At 63.1% G+C, this 18,399-nt stretch carries 20 protein-coding genes and 1 riboswitch; of the genes, 8 read left to right on the top strand and 12 right to left on the bottom strand.

All coding sequences use genetic code 11. The annotated features are described in order from the left end of the window. Nucleotides 1-25: 25 nt before the first annotated feature. The 3 genes from OU800_RS04580 to OU800_RS04570 form a co-directional block, all read right to left on the bottom strand. Nucleotides 26-1,990 (bottom strand): DUF1302 domain-containing protein, encoded by a 1,965-nt coding sequence (locus OU800_RS04580; protein WP_268181535.1) that lies wholly within the window; start codon nt 1,988-1,990, stop codon nt 26-28. A gap of 217 nt (nt 1,991-2,207) precedes the next feature. Continuing rightward, nucleotides 2,208-3,890 carry a fatty acid--CoA ligase gene (locus OU800_RS04575; protein WP_268181534.1) on the bottom strand — a complete coding sequence of 561 codons (1,683 nt, stop codon included), beginning with the start codon at nt 3,888-3,890 and terminating at the stop codon, nt 2,208-2,210. A 131-nt stretch (nt 3,891-4,021) separates the two neighbouring features. Then, the gene (locus OU800_RS04570; RefSeq protein ID WP_268181533.1) at nt 4,022-4,651 is read right to left on the bottom strand and encodes a LysE family translocator; all 630 of its coding nucleotides are present in this window, start codon (nt 4,649-4,651) and stop codon (nt 4,022-4,024) included. Between the two features lie 79 nt (nt 4,652-4,730). Here OU800_RS04570 and OU800_RS04565 point away from each other — a divergent pair, with 79 nt between their 5' ends. The 4 genes from OU800_RS04565 (at nt 4,731) to OU800_RS04550 (ending at nt 8,109) form a co-directional block, all read left to right on the top strand. Then, the gene (locus OU800_RS04565) at nt 4,731-5,696 is read left to right on the top strand and encodes a 2-hydroxyacid dehydrogenase (protein WP_268181531.1); all 966 of its coding nucleotides are present in this window, start codon (nt 4,731-4,733) and stop codon (nt 5,694-5,696) included. Nucleotides 5,697-5,727: 31 nt separating this feature from the next. Further along, nucleotides 5,728-6,723 (top strand): class I SAM-dependent methyltransferase, encoded by a 996-nt coding sequence (locus tag OU800_RS04560; protein ID WP_268181529.1) that lies wholly within the window; start codon nt 5,728-5,730, stop codon nt 6,721-6,723. A gap of 37 nt (nt 6,724-6,760) precedes the next feature. Continuing rightward, nucleotides 6,761-6,954: riboswitch (yybP-ykoY riboswitch) on the top strand. 20 nt (nt 6,955-6,974) lie between these two features. Beyond that, complete coding sequence (locus OU800_RS04555) at nt 6,975-7,556, top strand: TMEM165/GDT1 family protein (protein ID WP_268184189.1); 582 nt, start codon at nt 6,975-6,977, stop codon at nt 7,554-7,556. A 109-nt stretch (nt 7,557-7,665) separates the two neighbouring features. Next, nucleotides 7,666-8,109, top strand: a complete 444-nt coding sequence (locus tag OU800_RS04550; protein ID WP_268181527.1) for a ketosteroid isomerase-related protein — start codon at nt 7,666-7,668, stop codon at nt 8,107-8,109. 14 nt (nt 8,110-8,123) lie between these two features. Here OU800_RS04550 and OU800_RS04545 read toward each other — a convergent pair whose 3' ends face one another. From OU800_RS04545 to OU800_RS04530, 4 genes are all read right to left on the bottom strand, one after another. Continuing rightward, nucleotides 8,124-8,945 carry a M48 family metallopeptidase gene (locus tag OU800_RS04545; RefSeq protein ID WP_268181525.1) on the bottom strand — a complete coding sequence of 274 codons (822 nt, stop codon included), beginning with the start codon at nt 8,943-8,945 and terminating at the stop codon, nt 8,124-8,126. Between the two features lie 257 nt (nt 8,946-9,202). Beyond that, entirely contained in the window at nt 9,203-9,820 is a 618-nt protein-coding gene (locus OU800_RS04540) for an SOS response-associated peptidase (RefSeq protein ID WP_268181524.1), read from the bottom strand. A gap of 27 nt (nt 9,821-9,847) precedes the next feature. Beyond that, nucleotides 9,848-10,108 (bottom strand): putative signal transducing protein, encoded by a 261-nt coding sequence (locus tag OU800_RS04535; protein WP_268181523.1) that lies wholly within the window; start codon nt 10,106-10,108, stop codon nt 9,848-9,850. Further along, a complete protein-coding gene (locus OU800_RS04530; protein ID WP_268181521.1) occupies nt 10,108-10,290 on the bottom strand; it encodes a CPXCG motif-containing cysteine-rich protein in 183 nt (60 codons plus the stop codon). Before OU800_RS04530 ends, OU800_RS04535 begins: the two co-directional genes overlap by 1 nt. Before the next feature lie 103 nt (nt 10,291-10,393). Between OU800_RS04530 and OU800_RS04525 the strand changes: the two genes are divergently transcribed. After that, the gene (locus tag OU800_RS04525; RefSeq protein WP_268181519.1) at nt 10,394-11,557 is read left to right on the top strand and encodes a 1-acyl-sn-glycerol-3-phosphate acyltransferase; all 1,164 of its coding nucleotides are present in this window, start codon (nt 10,394-10,396) and stop codon (nt 11,555-11,557) included. Between the two features lie 61 nt (nt 11,558-11,618). On the opposite strand, the gene OU800_RS04520 is transcribed toward OU800_RS04525, so the two are convergent. Then, a complete protein-coding gene (locus tag OU800_RS04520) occupies nt 11,619-11,897 on the bottom strand; it encodes a hypothetical protein (RefSeq protein ID WP_268181517.1) in 279 nt (92 codons plus the stop codon). Between the two features lie 288 nt (nt 11,898-12,185). On the opposite strand from OU800_RS04520, the gene OU800_RS04515 reads away from it, so the two are divergent. Continuing rightward, nucleotides 12,186-12,392 (top strand): hypothetical protein, encoded by a 207-nt coding sequence (locus OU800_RS04515; protein WP_268184187.1) that lies wholly within the window; start codon nt 12,186-12,188, stop codon nt 12,390-12,392. A 60-nt stretch (nt 12,393-12,452) separates the two neighbouring features. On the opposite strand, the gene OU800_RS04510 is transcribed toward OU800_RS04515, so the two are convergent. Then, nucleotides 12,453-13,037, bottom strand: a complete 585-nt coding sequence (locus OU800_RS04510; protein ID WP_268181515.1) for a YajG family lipoprotein — start codon at nt 13,035-13,037, stop codon at nt 12,453-12,455. Between the two features lie 177 nt (nt 13,038-13,214). Between OU800_RS04510 and OU800_RS04505 the strand changes: the two genes are divergently transcribed. Next, nucleotides 13,215-13,448, top strand: a complete 234-nt coding sequence (locus OU800_RS04505; RefSeq protein WP_268181513.1) for a hypothetical protein — start codon at nt 13,215-13,217, stop codon at nt 13,446-13,448. A 459-nt stretch (nt 13,449-13,907) separates the two neighbouring features. Next, a complete protein-coding gene (mqo, locus tag OU800_RS04500; RefSeq protein ID WP_268181511.1) occupies nt 13,908-15,407 on the top strand; it encodes a malate dehydrogenase (quinone) in 1,500 nt (499 codons plus the stop codon). 94 nt (nt 15,408-15,501) lie between these two features. Here the strand turns inward: mqo and OU800_RS04495 are convergent, their stop codons facing one another. The 3 genes from OU800_RS04495 to cgtA form a co-directional block, all read right to left on the bottom strand. Continuing rightward, nucleotides 15,502-15,963: a CreA family protein gene (locus tag OU800_RS04495; RefSeq protein ID WP_268181510.1), complete on the bottom strand. Its 462-nt coding sequence runs from the start codon at nt 15,961-15,963 to the stop codon at nt 15,502-15,504. A 10-nt stretch (nt 15,964-15,973) separates the two neighbouring features. After that, nucleotides 15,974-17,092: a glutamate 5-kinase gene (gene proB, locus OU800_RS04490; protein WP_268181508.1), complete on the bottom strand. Its 1,119-nt coding sequence runs from the start codon at nt 17,090-17,092 to the stop codon at nt 15,974-15,976. Between the two features lie 81 nt (nt 17,093-17,173). After that, nucleotides 17,174-18,394: an Obg family GTPase CgtA gene (cgtA, locus tag OU800_RS04485; RefSeq protein ID WP_268181506.1), complete on the bottom strand. Its 1,221-nt coding sequence runs from the start codon at nt 18,392-18,394 to the stop codon at nt 17,174-17,176. Nucleotides 18,395-18,399 lie beyond the last annotated feature (5 nt).

Here is an 18,399-nt window from a genome sequence, read left to right as displayed (position 1 = left end):
TCTCATTCCTCGAATTTCTGGCAGCTTAGAAGTTCATGCCGAAGCTGAGAGCGACGAAGTCACGATCGCGTTGGGTGTTGTAATCGCCACCACCGAAGAAGGTGGTGTACGACAGGTCAGCGGTGTAGGTGTTCTGGTACTCGGCATTGAGGCCCAGGCTGACGGCCTTGCGGCCTTCCTCGAAGTTCGCACCTGGGCCAGGCGAGTAGCCGTCCACGTCATGCGACCAGGCCACGCTCGGACGCAGGTTCACGCCGGCAACAGCATCCGGGTACTCCCAGATGGCGCGTGCGCGATAACCCCAGGACGTGCTGGTGGTGAAGCCATCATCGTTACAGTGCTTGTCGACGTTGCTGTAGTCAGGCTGCGGCGCGCGATCCAGGGTGGCGCGGTTCAGCGTGGCACAGGCACCGCCTGGCAACTCGCCTGGGCCGAAGACCGGATCGCGGCCATAGCGAGCCTTGGAAGTGCTTTCCAGCCCACCGACATAGGTCACGCCCAGTTCACCCACCAGCGTCAGACGGCTAGCCCCCATGACCTGGTCGAAGAAATGGGTCAACGTGGTCTGGAACTGGGTGATTTCCTTACGGCGGTAACCATTGAGTTCCTGCCCAGGAGCACCAGTCAACAAAGAGGCATTGGTGTAGGGATTGACAACGATGCCACCAACGCCGGTATTGATGGAGAGATCCTTGATGCCGGCATAGAGAATGTCGGTACTGTTGAGTTGTACCGGGGCATTGGGCCGGTAGCTCAGTTCCCCGCTCCAGGCCGTACCAGTGGGCAGCGTGGTGGAGAAGCTGATGCCGTACAGGCGGATGTCTTCCGGATACTCGACGAAGTAGCTGCTGCTACCGGCAAAGCCGGAGGCGCCGGCACCGGCCAACGCTGTCACTACCGGGTTGATTGCAGCTGGGTTACCGGCGATCTGCGCCTGCGCGATGGCGCTGAGGGTCTGGTTGATCCGGGCGGTCTGCGCGGCGGAAGCGCCCTTGCCGCTGAAGATCGGCAGGCGGCTGTGATAGTTCATCGCGTAGAAACCGAACTCGGTGTCCAGCGGTTCGGAGAAGTAGCGGAACGCCACACCCCACTGGCCGCTATCACGCGCATCCTTGTCGCCAGCACGAGGCACGATGACACCCTCGTTGGTCACGTTGGTGGCGCCCAGTTGGGAGAACAGCGCAAGCTGTTGCGCAGTCAACGCCGGACGCCCAGCCAGCACGGCCAGGTTCTGGTCGCAGCCATCGGCGATGATGTCGGGCTGCGAGAAGAAGGTACCGCAGTTGTCGACGACCGTCTGATCCCACTCGAGCTGGTAGAAGGCTTCCATCGACAGGTTATCGGTAAGGCTCTGGGACACGTAGAACATGTTGACCGGGATCAGGCCTTCCTTGATCTCCGCGCCAGGACGGCGAAACGCCGAGACATCGATCGGGTTGACGGCATTGATGCCACCGCCGATGAAGGTGCTCTCGCCCCAGTTCACCACCTGCTTGCCGAAACGAACGCTGCCGGGCATGTCGGCAATGGTGTAGTTGTGATAAATGAAGGCGTCGAGGATCTCACCGCCCGAGGACTGGGCGCCCTCCTTGCGATTGTGGTCGCTGATGTCCTTGAACGGACGGCTCTCATCCTTGAGCTCGAAGTCGTACCAGTACTTGCCACGCACGAACACACCGGTATCACCGTATTTCAGCTCGAGGTCATGGATACCCTTGAAGATCTTGGAGAAGGTCTCGCCACGCTTGAAGTTCAGATGACCGTCATCTGAGGTCATCGACAGGCCACGACCGCCATTGTTGTAGCCGATCAGATCCTTGTCGGCCTTCTCGGTCGACCAACTGGCACCCACCGACAGTTGCGAGTCGAACTGCCCTTCGATCTCGCCGATGTTGAAGGTGACGCCGAATGCCGGGGCGGCAAGGGTGGATGCGAGGCTGACGGCCAGCGGCAGTTTCGCCAGGCGCCAGTAGGGTTGGTTCTTTGTCATCGACGCTACTCCATGTGTTTTTTGTTATGGATGCTTTGACTATAGCCAGCAGGGTGTACCGTTTGATCCCTCGAAAGAGTGATTTGCAGCCCTCAGGCACTCTGGCCCGCAGGTTTCAGCCCCTGCGTTCAGTCAAGCATGGACGCTAAACAGCAATTAGCAAGCCAAACGCTTGTTTGACTGGGTAGTCACTTCTGCTACCCAGCTCCCACGCCCATTACAGAGTGGACAAAAAAGCACTCCCGGCTTGCTGCCAGTCGGTGATGTCCAGGCGAATGCGCTTCTTGTCCAGCTTTCCGACACTGGTCTTGGGAATTTCAGTAACAAGGGCGATCTGAGTGGGAATGGCCCACTTGTTGATATGGCCCTGTTCGACGAAAGGCTTGAGATGCTCCTTGAGCCCTTTGGCATCCAGCGTCTGGCCCTCGTACAGGACCAGCAGGGCGAAGGGCCGCTCACCCCACTGTGGATCCGCCACCCCTACCACGGCGACTTCGCGCACGGCCGAATGACGGCTGATCAGGTCTTCCAGCTCCAGCGAGGAGATCCACTCGCCGCCGGTCTTGATCACATCCTTGATGCGATCACGGATATCGATGACCCCCATCGCATCGAGCGTGGCCACATCCCCGGTGTGCAGCCAGCCATGCGCCCACAGCTCCTCGCCCTTCTCCGGTTCGCGGAAATACCCCTGTGTCAGCCAGGGCGCGCGCAATACCAACTCGCCCTGGGTTTCGCCGTCGCTGGGCAACAGCCGGCCCTCGCCATCCATGATGGCGGCCTCCACCAGGGGCACCGGGACGCCAGCCTTGATGCGGTAGGTGATGCACTCATCCTCGCTGCCTGCACGGAGTTCCTCGTTGAGATAGGCACAGGAAATCAGCGGGCAGGTTTCCGACATGCCATAGGCCGCCGTGAGCTGGATACCACGCGCCTTGGCGGCCTCGTACAGCGAACGGTTGAGGGCGCTACCGCCGATGATCATGCGCATGCCACCGAAGTCATGCCCCTGCGCCGAAGGCGCATTGAGCAGCATCTGCAGGATGGTGGGGACGCAGTGGGTGAAGTTGACCTTCTCCTGCTTGATCAGATGGCAGAGCATGTCCGGCTCGTAACGCCCCGGATAAACCTGCTTCACACCGAGCATGGTCGCCACGTAGGGCACGCCCCAGGCATGCACGTGGAACATGGGCGTGATCGGCATGTAGACATCGTCGTTGCCGAGCAGGCGGATGCTGTCCAGGGCACTGACGGTGGCAGCCATGGCCAGGGTATGCAGCACCAGTTGCCGGTGAGTGAAGTAGACCCCCTTGGGGTTGCCGGTGGTGCCAGTGGTGTAGAAGGTGGTGGCTACCGAGTTCTCGTCGAAATCGGCGAAATCGTAGCTCGGGCTGGCCGCTGCCAGCAGGCTTTCGTACTCACCGACCAGGTTCGGCAGCTCGCAGCTCTTGTCCTCGCCATCGGTGAGCAGCAGGGTCTTCTCCACCGTGGTCAGTTGCCCGGCGATGCCCTGATACAGCAGCACGAACTCGCTGTTGACCAGCACGAAGCGGTCTTCGGCGTGGTTCATGGTGTAGAGGATCTGATCCGGCGACAGGCGGATGTTGATGGTGTGCAGCACGGCCCCGAGCATGGGGATGGCGAACATGCATTCGAGGTAGCGGTGGCTGTCCCAGTCCATCACCGCCACGGTGTCACCGGCCTTGACCCCAGCCTCGCTGAGCACGTTGGCCAGGCGCGCCACGCGCTCGTTGAAGGTGGCATAGCTGTAACGCAGCTTGTCGCGGTAGACGATCTCGCGGGTTTTCTCGTAGCGACTGCCGGACAGCAGCAGACGCTTGATCAGCAAGGGGTATTCATGGGCATTGGCAGCCGCGGGGATGAGACGAGTCTGCAGCATGGAATCACCTTCTTGTGCACGAAAGGAATCACGGTCTGCTGCGACTTTAGAGCGCTACGCTTGCGACAGAATCATCCCAAAGAATGATTTGCGCCCCCAGCGCTCACTTTTTCCACCCCTGCGAACCTGGCTCAACGCATTTCGCTGAAGGCCAGCTTCACCCCGATGCCCACCAGCACCACGCCCATCAGCCGATCGAACCAATGGCCCATGCGGGCGAAGCCGGCGCGCACACGCGGCTGACTGAACAGCCAGGCCACCAGACAGAACCAGGTCGCCGTGGCCAGCGCCAGGTAGAGGCCATAGCCAGCCTGGATCGACAGCGGCGTGTGCGGGTCGATCACCACGGTGAACAACGACAGGAAGAACAACGTGGCCTTGGGGTTCAGGCCATTGGTGACGAAACCGGTGACGAAGGCACCGCGCCCGCTGCGCGCCGCACCGGCCAGAGCCAGCTCGGCGGCGGCCGGATCGGCAGGCCGCGCGCGCAAGGCCTTGATACCGATATAGAGCAGATAGGCGGCCGCCAGCCATTTCAGGACATTGAACAGCATGATCGACTGCGACACGATGAGACCGATGCCCAGCAACGAATAGGTCACGTGCACCAGAATGCCGGCGCCTACCCCCAGCGCGGTGAATACCCCGGCACGTCGCCCATGGGCCACGCTCTCGCGCACCACGATGGCGAAATCCGGCCCTGGGCTGGCCACTGCCAGCAGATGGATCAGGGCAACGGTGAGAAATTCGGTCCAGTACATGGCGGCTCCGCAGCGGCATCGAAGGTCTGATAGGCTCGCCAATCTACTCCCGTGCCCTAGCTGCGAAAAGGTATAGCTGATGAGCAACAGCCCACGCGCCGTCTTTCTCGACCACGCCTCCCTCGACCTTGGCGACCTGGACATGCAGCCGCTGCGGCAGGCCTTCGCCGAGCTGACCCTGCATGCCCAGACGCAGCCGGATCAGGTCGCCGAACGCCTGCAGGGCGCGCAGGTCGCCATCAGCAACAAGGTGCCGCTGAACGCCGCCACCTTCGCCGCCTGCCCGGAACTGCAACTGGTGCTGGTCACCGCCACCGGCACCAACAACATCGACCTGCAGGCTGCCCGTGAGCATGGCGTGACCGTCTGCAACTGCCAGGGCTATGGCACACCGTCCGTGGCCCAGCACACCCTGATGCTGCTGCTCGCGCTGGCCACGCGCCTACCCGATTACCAGCGCGACATCGCCGCCGGCCGCTGGCAGCAGGCCAGCCAGTTCTGCCTGCTCGACCACCCCATCGTCGAGCTGCAAGGCAAGACCCTCGGCCTGCTCGGCCATGGCGAACTGGGCGGTGCCGTCGCGCGCCTGGCCGAAGCCTTCGGCATGCGCGTGCTGCTCGGCCAGTTGCCCGGCCGCCCCGCACGCGCAGACCGCCTGCCGCTGCACGAACTGCTGCCGCAGGTCGATGCATTGACCCTGCACTGCCCGCTCAACGAACAGACCCGTAACCTGATCGGTGCTGCCGAGCTGGCGCTGATGAAACCACGCGCCTTTCTGATCAATACCGCGCGCGGCGGCCTGGTGGACGAGCAGGCCCTGGCCGATGCCCTGCGCCGTGGCCATCTGGGCGGCGCTGCCTGCGACGTGCTGCTGCAGGAGCCGCCGAAAGACGGCAACCCATTGCTGGCCGCCGACATTCCAAGGCTGATCATCACCCCGCACAGTGCCTGGGGCAGCCAGGAAGCCCGCCAGCGCATCGTCACCCAGGTCGTGGAAAATGCCGCCGGCTTCTTCGCCGGTGCGCCGCTGCGTGTGGTCGGTTAAGCTGCGCAGCTTTTTCAGGCAGGTACCCCCCATGGATCCGCGAAGCGAAGTTCTCCTGCGCCAGGCCGAGCTATTTGATGGCGAGCTGTTGCTGGCAGGACTGCCAGCCGACGACCTGCTCGGCGCCCTGCCGCAGGCGCACGGCTGGACTTGGCATGCCGGCGATCAGGCGCTCCTGGCCGCGCGCTTTCCCGGTCGATGCCAGTTCGACGCGCAACAACCCCTAGGCGACTACCGCGCGGCCGTGCTGTTCCTGCCCAAGTCACGCGAACTGACCGATTACCTGTTGCAGGCACTGGCCTCGCGCCTGGCTGGACAACCGTTGTACCTGGTTGGCGAGAAACGCGGCGGCATCGAACGCGCAGCCAAGCAGCTCGCCGCCTATGGCAAGCCACGCAAGCTGGACAGTGCACGGCATTGCCAACTCTGGTGCGTGGAGGTCGAGCAGGCGCCGGCACAACCCGATCTGCAGAGCCTGGCCCAAACCTACACCCTGCCGCTGGCCGAAGGCCCACTGGAAGTCGTCACCCTGCCCGGTGTCTTCGCCCACGGTCGCCTGGATCGTGGCAGCGCCCTGCTGCTGGAACACCTGCAGGACATACCCAGCGGGCATTTGCTGGATTTCGGCTGTGGCGCCGGCGTACTCGGCGCGGTGCTCAAGCGCCGCTATCCAGGCAGCCAGGTGACCTTGCTGGATGTCGATGCCTTTGCCATCGCCAGCAGCCGTCTGACCCTGGCGCGCAACGGCCTGGAAGCCGAAGTGATAGCGGGTAGCGGTATCGAATCGGCTCCCGTGGAACTGAGCGCGATCATCAGCAACCCGCCGTTCCACCAGGGCGTGCATACCGACTACCAGGCCAGCGAAAACCTGTTGACCCAGGCCAAACGGCACCTGCGCGAGGGCGGCGAACTGCGCCTGGTGGCCAACAGCTTTCTGAAATACCCACCCTTGATCGAGCGCCACCTCGGCCCCTGCCGCACCCTGGCCGAAGCCGAGGGCTTTCGCATCTACAGCGCGCGTCGCTGAATTGGGGTTGCCGCCAACGAGGCGCTTGGGCACAATGGCGCCCGTCCTAGGGGAGTAGTCTCCCGCGAGCGCCCTGCTCGCATGGCATGCGTCAACACACTTGCTCGGCAGAGCATGGCGCATGCGACCCAAGGTCTCCTCAGAGAGGCCTGCGGTTTGACAAGACCTATGACACGCACAACCTCACCCGGGGCGGGAAGGTCGTTCGTGTCATGAGCCGTGTCGACCCGCCCCCTGTAGGAACCCTGATGCTGGAATCCCTGTTCGTCCCCACCGCAATCGTTGCCCTGGCCGAAATCGGCGACAAGACGCAACTGCTCGCGCTGCTGCTCGCTGCCCGCTTCCGCAGGCCCTGGCCAATCATCTGGGGGATAATCGCCGCCACCCTGGCCAACCATTTCGCCGCCGGCGCCATCGGTAACTGGGTCGCCAGCTTCTTCGCCCCCGCCACCCTCAGTTGGATCCTCGCCGCCAGCTTCGTCGCCGTGGCTCTCTGGACGCTGATTCCGGACAAGCTCGACGACGACGAAGCCTCCACCCTGAAGAAATACGGCCCCTTCCTCACCACCCTGATCGCCTTCTTCCTCGCCGAGATGGGCGACAAGACCCAGGTCGCGACGGTCATGCTGGCCGCACAGTACCCGCACTTCATCCTGGTGGTGATCGGCACCACGCTGGGCATGCTGCTGGCCAACGTGCCGGTGGTGCTGGCCGGCAACTTCGCCGCCGACCGCTTGCCACTGACGCTGATCCGTCGCCTGGCGGCCTGCGCATTCGCTGCGCTGGCGCTGTATGCCGGCTATCAGGCCATGAAGCTCAGCGGGTTGATCTGACGCCTGGCCGGCGTCATTTCATCGTCATTTCGGCCAATTTCTGCCAGCCTCCACGGGATTAAAGTGCCAGCACTTCTACAAGGCTGGCACGCATGTTCCGGGAGGTTGCATGCCATTGGAAGACAAGAAGAAAATCGTGCGCCAGCACATCGAGCTGTCATGGAATCGCGGCCATCTGGCCCTCACCGAGCAACTGCACAGCAGCGACTTCATCTACAAGAGCTCCTTCACCGGCCAGGCCCTCGACAGCGCCGGCTTCAGCAAACTGGTGCAGGAAATCCGCCACGCCATGCCGGATCTGCAGGTCGTGGTCGAGGAATGCATCGGTGAGGGCAACAAGGTCTGCACCTGGAGCACGCTGATTGGCACCATCACCCGCCCGGCCCTGGGTTACCCAGCCAGCGACAGGGTGTTGAGCATTTCCGCCATGGCCTTCTGGACACTCAACCATGGCAACGAAATCCAGGAAATCTGCACCATGTTCGACATGGAAACCTTCCGCGCCCAACTCGGCCTGAACAACCGCCCGCTGGCGGAAAAAGCGCTGCCCTGAGGCAGCGCCTTTTATCAGCGGCCAGCCTTGGCTTGTTCGTAAAGCGGCATAACCTTGGGAATCGCCGCCTGCAGCGAAGCGATACGACTGCTGGAAGCCGGGTGCGTGCTCATGAACTCCGGCGGCGCGCTACCGCCGGCCGCTTCCATCTTCTTCCATAGCGAGATCGCGGCATTGGGGTCGTAACCGGCGCGAGCCGCCAGCTCCAGGCCGATCAGATCCGCCTCGTTCTCGTTGGCACGGCTATTGGGCAGGGTCAGGCTGTACTGCACCACGGTGTCGGCGAGCGCCAGGCTGTCCTCGCCGAGCCCCAGCAAGGCGCTTGCGCCCTGCTTGGCCATGGCGATGCCGTAGGCCTTGGACATCGCCTCACGACTGTGCTCACGCAGGGCATGAGCCATCTCGTGGCCCATGATCGCGGCAATCTCGTCGTCGCTCAGCTTGAGCTTGTCGATGATGCCGGAATAGAAAATGATCTTGCCGCCCGGCCCGCAGTTGGCATTGAGTTCGGGACTCTTGATCAGGTTGACCTGCCAATCCCAGTTGGCCGCATCCGGGCGGAAACGCGGCGCTTGCGGAATCAGGCGGTTGGCCACAGCCTGCAGGCGTTTGGCATCCTGGCTGGTCTTGTCGAGCAAGCCCTTGCTCGACGCCTCGCTGAGGGTCTGCTGATAGGACTGCGCGTACATCTGGTTGACCTCATCGGCCGACAGCATGCTGAACATGTATTGCTTGCGCTCGACACCCACCGCACCACCGCTGGTGGTATTGACCGCCTGACAACCCGCCAGCAACAGCGCAGCGGCCAACCCAGCCAAGCTAAGAGACTTGTTCATCCGGGACTCTCCATAAGACCAAGCCCGTATATTAGGGTCTGTTACCGTTTCGACGCGAGCCGTGTGCGAAACGGCAACAGATCCTAGGTCGCGACCTCGGCGCAGGCAGTCGCATGATGGCCAGAGACAGTCCATGCCAATGCCGAGCTGACCAGGCTGGCCGAACAGCAGCGCCACCTGATCAACCAATTCAAGGCATTATTCATCGGCGATGGCGCGCTCACCAGCAAGCCAGGATCACGTCTGCAAGCACGTATTCAGGCGGGCGTCAGGCACTCCGGCGCATCCAGCTTGGGGTCGTTGACCAGGGTGGCCAGGGCGCGCTCGCGCAGCACACCTGACGGCCTGCTCAACAGTGCTTGCAATGCCTGTGGCGAAGCCTGCGGATCCAGCCACAGTGCCTGCTCCTCGTCACTGAGGATCAGTGGGCGGCGTTGCGAAGCCGCAGGGCAGGTGACCAGCGCCACGCTCAGGTACTCGTGACCGGCCACCGGGTAACGCTCCCACAGCCCGGCGAAATACAGGATCGATGCCTCGCTGGTGACCCAGTAAGGCCGCTTGCGCCCCGCCCCGCGCCACTCGTAGAAGCCATTGGCCGGGATCAGGCAGCGGCGCTCGCGAAAAGGCTCGCGAAACATCGGCTGGCTGGCCAGGCTCTCGCCGCGCGCATGCGCCGGGCTCTTCGACAGATCCTCCAGCCAGGCCGGCGTCAGCCCCCAACGCCCGCGCGCCACTTCCTGCCCGCCCTTGCCAGCACGCAGCATCAGCACCTGGCTGCCCGGCGCCAGGTTCCAGTGCGGCTGCTGGTCAGCGGGAAAGCCGGGCAGCGCGGCGAAAGCGGGCGACCAGCGAAACAGGGCGTAACGTCCACACATGAAACGACTCGACAGGCAGAGGGCGCATCAGCATAGCAACACGCCCTGGAACGACTCCGGCTCGTCACCGGGTAAAGGTTGCGCGGCATTGTACTCGGCGATCAGCGCACGCGCCCGTTCGGCGTCGGCATCAGCGACCATCAGCCCCAGCAGGCCACAGACCGGCAACTCCCCCACCGCCCCCGCCAGGTGCTCGCCAAGCAGATGCGCAGCCACGCCCTCGCTGGCCAGCATATCCACCAGCAACTGGGCTTCCAGCAGATTTTCCGGCTCGTAGATTCGCTGCATCAGTCATTCTCCGCGCGCACATCCAGCGTCCAGTATTCACCGTCGGTACGCAGCTCGAACTCGATGGGCCGGCAGCACACCGGGCAATCCTCGATATAGGCCTGATCACCGGCAGACAGATCGAGCAGCGTCTCCACCGGCTCCCCACAGTAGGGGCAGGTATAGGCCTCGGTTTCCAGCATCGCGGCCTCCTTGTGACTTGGCGCTATAATCGCCGGTCTATTGCTGATCCTGCCTGGCAGGCTTGCACACCTTCTAACCATAGCCGTTCCAGAACAAGAGAGCATGATGGGCGTATTCGATGCCATCCGACCTTATGCCGATGACGAAGTGCGCCCCGTACTGGCGCGCCTGCTCGCCGATCCGGCGTTTCTCGGTACCCTCACCCGCTTCCGTTTCCCCCGCCTGGCCGGGCCGCTGGGCTGGCTGCTCAAGCCGCTGATCGCCGCACGCCTGCGCACCGAGCTGGCCGGGATCGACTCGGTGCGCAAGCTGCAGGAAAAAATCGAGCCCTACCTCGACCGCAGCATCGAGCAGGCCACCGACGGCATCACCTATTCCGGGCTGGAAGGCCTGCAGGCAGGCAAGCCCTATCTGTACCTGGCCAACCACCGTGACATCGTCATGGATCCGGCCTTCGTCAACTACGCCGTCTACCATGCCGGCCTGCAGACGCCACGTATCGCCATCGGCGACAACCTGCTGCAACGCCCCTTCGTCAGCGACCTGATGCGCCTGAACAAGAGCTTCATCGTGCATCGCTCGATCAGCAACCGCCGCGAGAAGCTGGCGGCATACCAGTTGCTCTCGGCCTACATCAACCACTCGATCCTCGAAGATGGCGAGTCGATCTGGATCGCCCAGGCCGAAGGCCGCGCCAAGGACGGTGACGACCGCACCGACTCAGCCATCCTCAAGATGTTTCACATGAGTCGCAAGGAGGCGCCGTTCGCCGAGGTTATCGACTCGCTCAACCTGATCCCGGTGTCGATCAGCTACGAGTACGACCCCTGCGACCAGGCCAAGGCCCGCGAGCTGTGCATCCGTGCCGCCACCGGCAGCTACACCAAGGCAGCAGGCGAGGACGACGCCAGCATCGCCCTCGGCATCACCGGCTACAAGGGCCGCGTGCACCTGCACTTCGGCGCGCCGGTAACGGGCTTCGAGGACAGCAAGCAACTGGCCCAGGAGATGGATCGGCGGATTCTCGGCCACTACCGCCTGTTCCCGGTGCACTACCTGGCCTACGCCATGTGGCAGGAACGCGACCCCGCGCTAAAGGTGCCCGAGGCCCGCGAGCTGTTCGGCGCCGCCGAACTGGCCGCAGCCGAGGCCGAGTGGCACAAGCGCCTGGCCGCCTGCAGCGCAGAGGAGAAACCCTACCTGATCCTGCAGTACGCCAATCCAGTGCGTAATCAGTACCGGATCAAGGCCGGCCTGCCGCTCTGAGCGGTGTGCAGATGCGAAAACGGCAGCCCGAGGGCTGCCGTTCTTCTTTATGTTCGCGGGATCACAAGCGCGTGCTGTACCACGACAGCAGCAGAGCGCCGAGCAGGCACAGCGCACCGAACTGGTAGAAGAAGCGATTGATGCGCAGGGTGCGCGCATCGAAGCCATCGACCATCTCCTGCCCCTCGCCCTCGGTCAGCATACGCGCCAGGCCGCGCTGCTCGCGCAGACGCGTCATCACCCACAGCCAGCCACCAGCTACTGCGAAGAACAGCGCCAGACCATTGATTGCCATAGCGGGATAAGCGAGCAACAACGCCCAGAAGGCCTGCAGAGACATGCCACTACACCTCGGTAACTACATCGGTGCAACCCAAGCTCAGGCGCACCAAAACGGGGAAATTCCGCATGCTTCGGGCGCCAGGGCCCCTTCCGTACAGCGGCGCAAAACGTCGCGCAGTGTACTGAAAAGCCGCTTTTAGATAGATCCTTTCCGACGAACGTAAGCGACTATCACGAATTCGTCTGAAAACCGTCATGAGACTGGCCTAGGGTTTGAATCACTTGATGTGACTTACCAGTCATGACCGTGCCCAAGCGCACCTCAACGTCCCAGGAGGACACCACCATGCTCAACCCGCAACCTCTAGATCGTGATTACCTGATCGACTCGCTGGATGAAGTGGAAGCCGTGGTCGACGAACTGTCTTTCAACGTACAAGACCAGCACTGGCTGGTGTATTGCGCTCTGGGTGGCCATGAACACTATGACCTGCCGGACATCGACAACCGCACCGGCATGAGCCTGCCTGAGATGTATCAGGAAGCGGCCTGACTGCCCTGCACGCAAATGAAAACGCCCCGCGATGCGGGGCGTTTGCGTTTCTGCGCTCTGTTACTGAGACAGAATCTGGCCGATGGTCGGATCCTTGAAGGCGCGGGTCAGCGCATCGCTGAGCACGTCCCCCACCAGCTTGGTGTTGGTCTGCTGGTTCGGCGCCGTCCCGAAACGCTGGTTCAGCGAAGCCCCGTATCGACCGGTGTAGCGACGGGTGGCGTTCTGTACGTCAGCCCGGATGGAGGCGGAGATATCGGCCTCGGTGACGTACAGCCCCTCCTTGGGCGACTGGTACTTGAGATCGGCCAGGGTGATGGTCAGTTGCGGGGCGTTGTAGGCATTGGGCGACGGGGTGAAGCCAAGCAGACGTACCGCAGCCTCGGCCTCGGCCTGCAGCTTCGGCAGCACGTACTCGCTGCTGACGCTGATGGCACTGGTTTCCGGATACAGGCCACCACGGGTGCCAAGCACCGGCGAGGAACGACCATCGACCACCCGCACCACCACCGGCTGCCCTTGACCGACCGGGGTCAGCGAACTGGTGAGCTTGGGTTGCGGGGTGAGTTGCTGAGGGCTGAGGGCACAACCGGCCAGGGTCAGGCTGGCGGCGGCAAGCAGGGCGAACAACGCACGATGCAGCATGCTCGATCTCTCCGAGAGGGGTGGCAAGAAAGTGGCAGGCAGTATACCCACAGGGGGCGGGTGCCAACAGCCATGCGCGTAGCATCCGACCACCCAGCGGACATGCCGGTTCCTGTCATCAGGCTGTCACCCGCTTCCGGCATAAAATGCGGACAGCCATTATTCAGGATGTTCGCCATGCTGTCCCTGCGCCGCCTGTTCAACCCACGCAAGCCACTGCGCCACTTCGCCCTGCTGGATGCGCAAGGCATCTGCCGCGCCTTGCGCCAGTGCGAGCAACCGCCAGAAGGCGGTCGCTGGGTGGAAGTCAGCGAATCACGCATGTCCTGGCTCGGCAGCGCTCTGCCTGCCAGTGCTCGTCTGATGCCCGCCAGCCGACAGGCGCGAGCCACCAGCCCGTTGGCCGCCTGACCGAGTCGAGAATAAAAGTCACGCCGGACGCTCAATTTCGCTTCATTCATCGCTATAATCACGCCCCGATTATAAGGACGCCTCCTGATCGGGCCGCAGCATCCCGCCGATGCAACATTCTCGGCTTCCCCTCTCAGAGAGTCGCCCACTTCGAGCTGCCATCCGGTAGCCGCTCTCAGCCCCCCCACCTATACGCCTGCACCTGTGCGAACTCAGGATACGCAGGCTGAAACAGGCCGGAGCTGACGAGCTTTTGAGGTTCGCCGTTCCAAAAGAACGCGATAAAACGGGTTTAACAACTTCACAAGAGTGTGGCGAAGACATGAACGAACGTGCGTCTGTTGAAATGAGCCTTGACCCTCCCCATCACTTGGCCAGGCGTAGCGCCTGAGCCCACGGCATGCCACGGCAGGCCAGTAGGCCGGCCCATCTGGTGCAGTATTTCTTGGAGAGAGGTTAATGGCGCATAACGATTACCAAAGCGTAGATGTGGTGCTGGTTGGCGCCGGCATCATGAGTGCGACCCTGGGCGTGCTGCTCAAGGAGCTCGATCCCGGTCTCACCCTGGAGGTGCTGGAGCTGCGCGAGTCTGGCGCGGTGGAAAGCTCCAACCCCTGGAACAACGCAGGTACCGGTCATGCCGCCCTGTGCGAACTGAACTACACCCCGGAAGGCACCGATGGCAGCATCGACATCAAGAAGTCGGTGACCATCAACACGCAGTTCGAGGAATCCAAGCAGTTCTGGGCCTACCTGGTGGAGAAAGGCGCGATCCACTCGCCGAAATCCTTCATCAACCCGGTGCCGCACATGAGCTTCGTGCGTGGCAACAAGGGTATCGCCTTCCTCAAGAAGCGTTTCGAGGCGCTGCGTCAGCACCATGCCTTCGAGCATATGGAATACACCGAGGATCGCGCCACCATCGACGCCTGGACGCCGCTGTTGCTGCCTGGCCGTGACCCCAGCGAGCCGCTGGCCATGACCCGCGTGGAAGCCGGTACCGACGTCAACTTCGGCGCGGTCACCGAGCAGATGCTCGACTACCTGATCACCCTGCCGAACGCCAAGGTCACCTGCAATCAGAAGGTCACCGACCTCGAGCGTGACGGCGACGGCTGGTTGGTGGACATCAAGGACACCCGCTCCGGTGCTACGCGCAAGCTCAAGAGCCGCTTCGTCTTCCTCGGTGCCGGCGGCGGTGCGCTGCCCTTGCTGCAGCTCTCCGGCATTCCGGAAGGCAAGGGCTTCGGCGGCTTCCCGGTCAGCGGCCAGTGGCTGCGCTGCGACAACCCGGAAATCGTCAAACAGCACCAGGCCAAGGTCTACAGCCAGGCCGCCGTGGGCTCGCCGCCCATGTCGGTGCCGCACCTCGACACCCGTGTGGTCGACGGCAAGAAATCCCTGCTGTTCGGCCCCTACGCCGGCTTCACCACCAAGTTCCTCAAGCATGGCTCGTTCATGGATCTGCCGCTGTCGGTACGCCCCAACAACCTCGGCCCGATGCTGGCGGTGGCGCGCGACAACATGGATCTGACCCGCTACCTGATCAAGGAAGTGATGCAGTCCGAAGCGAAGCGTCTGGAAACCCTGCGCGGCTTCTACCCGGAGGCCAAGGCCGAGGACTGGCGCCTGGAAGTGGCCGGTCAGCGCGTGCAGATCATCAAGAAGGATCCGAAGAAAGGTGGCATCCTGCAGTTCGGCACCGAACTGGTGGCCGCCGCGGACGGCAGCATCGCCGCCCTGCTCGGCGCTTCGCCAGGTGCCTCGGTGACCGTGTCGATCATGCTCGACCTGATCCATCGCTGCTTCCCCGAACAGGCCAAGAGCGAAAGCTGGACGAGCAAGCTGGGCGAGATCTTCCCGGCCCTGGCCGACGTCCTGGCCAAGGACGCCGAGCGTTACCGTGAAGTGCAGGCACAATCGAACCAGCGCCTGCAGTTGGACGTGCCCAGCGCCTGATCGGCCCGCATGAAAAAACCGCCCTTCGGGGCGGTTTTTTATTTAGACGTAGAGTGCGCCCGTCCCATGCCTGAACTGGTGCGCACAGCGCACCCTACGGCTTGCCCCAGGTCAGGATCGGGATGGCGGTCACCGCGTTCTGTGGGCTGCCCTCGATCACCCGATCGCTGTAGACCAGATACACCAGGGTGTTGCGCTTGGCATCGAAGAAACGCACCACCTGCATGGTCTTGAACACCAGCGAGGTGCGCTCCTTGAACACCTCCTCGCCGTCCTCGAGCTTGCCCTTGAATGCAATGGGGCCGACCTGACGGCAGGCGATGGAAGCCTCGGCGCGATCCTCGGCCAAGCCCAGGCCGCCCTTCACCCCGCCGGTCTTGGCCCGCGACAGGTAGCAGGTCACGCCCTCGACCTTGGGATCGTCGAAGGCCTCGACGACGATCTTGTCGTTCGGCCCCAGCCACTTGAACACCGTCGACACCTCGCCGATGGTCTCGGCCAGTGCCAGGCTGGGCAGCATCAACAGGCTCAGCACACATCCCTTGAACAGACGCATTCCTTATCTCCTAGACGAGAATCAGATTATCCCGATGCACCAGCTCGGGCTCATCCACATAGCCCAGCAATTTCTCGATGGCATCGGATGGCTGACCGATGATCTTCTGCGACTCCAGCGCGCTGTAGTTGGCCAGGCCACGGGCGATCTCGCGGCCTTGCTGATCGACGCAGACCACCATCTCGCCACGGCGGAAGCTGCCCTGTACGGCCTTCACCCCCACCGGCAGCAGGCTCTTGTGATCCTGCTTGAGCGCCTTGACCGCACCGGCGTCCAGCACCAGGGTACCACGGGTCTGCAGATGGCCGGCCAGCCACTGCTTGCGCGCCGCCAACAGGCCACGCTCGGGCGCCAGCAAGGTGCCCAGGCGCTCACCGGCCTTGAGCCGCGCCAGCACCTGCTCGATGGCGCCACCGACTATCACCGTGTGCGCCCCGGAGCGCGCCGCCAGGCGCGACGCGCGCAGCTTGGTCTGCATGCCGCCACGCCCCAACGCTCCACCCACGCCCCCGGCTACGGCGTCCAGTGCCGGGTCGTCGGCGCGGGCCTCGGAAATCAGCTCGGCATCGGGATTGTGGCGCGGGTCGGCGTTGTACATGCCGTCGCGGTCGGTAAGGATCACCAGCAGGTCAGCTTCCACCAGGTTGGCCACCAGCGCGGCCAGGGTGTCGTTGTCGCCGAAGCGAATCTCGTCGGTGACCACGGTGTCGTTCTCGTTGATCACCGGGATCACGTCGAGGTTCACCAGGGTGCGCAGGGTACTGCGCGCGTTGAGGTAGCGCTTGCGGTCGGACAGGTCATCGTGGGTCAGCAGAATCTGCGCGGTACGCCGGTTGTGCTCGGCGAAGCTCGATTCCCAGGCCTGCACCAGCGCCATCTGGCCGATGGCAGCAGCGGCCTGCAATTCGTGCATCGCACTAGGTCGGCTGCTCCAGCCCAGACGGCTCATACCGGCCGCCACCGCACCGGAGGACACCAGCACCAGCTCCACGCCCTGCTCGCGCAGTGCGACCATCTGACTGACCCACACCGCCATGGCGGCACGATCCAGGCCGCGCCCATCGGCAGTCAGCAGTGCACTGCCGATCTTCACCACCCAGCGCTTCGCGCCGGTCACCTTGTCACGCATGATCTTCCAACCTTAGCCAGAAAACGATGGGTTCCAACCCACCTACAAAAACGCCGCAATTAAGCGGCGTTGGAAATTTGCTTAATCCCGGACGTAGATGATTTCCGGGCCATCGTCGTCTTCATCATCGAAGAAGTCGTCGTCCTCGTCGATCTCATCGACACTGCGCACGCCCGATTTACGCAACGCTCGCTGGTCATCCATGGCTTGCAGACGAGCCCGCGCCTCGTCCTCGATGCGCTGATCCAGCTCAGCCAACTGCTCGGCGAAGAGCGGATCCTCGGCGATGCGCTCACCACGCACTTCCAGGTAATGCATGATGTCGCGGCAGATACGCTCGGTGCCGTCGCGACTGATGGCCGACACCACATACACCGGGCCTTCCCAATTCAAGCGGGCGACGATATCGGCCTTGCGCGCCTCGCGCTCTTCTTCGGGAATCTGATCCATCTTGTTCAGCACCAGCCAGCGATCCCGCTCGGCCAGCGCCGGGCTGAAACGCGCCAGCTCTTCGATGATCACCTGTGCGGCTTCGGCCGGATCGCTCTCGTCCAGCGGCGCCATATCCACCAGGTGCAGCAGCAGGCGGGTACGCGCCAGGTGCTTGAGGAAGCGAATACCCAGGCCGGCACCTTCCGAGGCGCCCTCGATCAGGCCGGGAATGTCGGCAACGACGAAGCTCTTGAAGCGGTCGACGCTGACCACCCCCAGGTTCGGCACCAGGGTGGTGAAGGGGTAGTCAGCGACCTTCGGCTTGGCGGCCGATACAGCACGGATGAAGGTGCTCTTGCCGGCATTGGGCAGGCCCAGCAGACCGACATCGGCCAGCACCTTTAGCTCCAGCTTGAGATCACGCTGATCACCCGGTTTGCCCGGCGTGGTCTGCCGTGGCGCGCGGTTGGTGCTGGACTTGAAGCGGGTGTTGCCCAGGCCGTGCCAGCCACCCTGGGCGACCATCAGGCGCTGACCGGGCTTGACCAGATCACCGATCACTTCCTGAGTGGCGACGTCGATCACAGTGGTGCCCACCGGCACCGGCAGGATCAGATCCTCGCCCTTGGCCCCGGTGCAATCGGTGCTGCCGCCTTTCTCGCCGTTCTGGGCGAAGAATTTGCGGGTGTAGCGGTAGTCGATCAGGGTATTGAGGTTCTCGTCGGCCTCGAGGAACACCGAGCCACCGTCACCACCATCGCCCCCGTTGGGGCCGCCCTTCTCGATGAACTTCTCGCGGCGGAAGCTCATCATGCCGTTACCGCCGTCACCGGCTTTTACAAATATCGATACTTCGTCGACGAATTTCATCAGTC

Source organism: Pseudomonas sp. GOM7, from assembly GCF_026723825.1.
GTDB lineage: Bacteria > Pseudomonadota > Gammaproteobacteria > Pseudomonadales > Pseudomonadaceae > Aquipseudomonas.
Note: the sequence above shows the minus strand (reverse complement) of the source record. Positions and strands in the feature narration are given on the sequence as shown.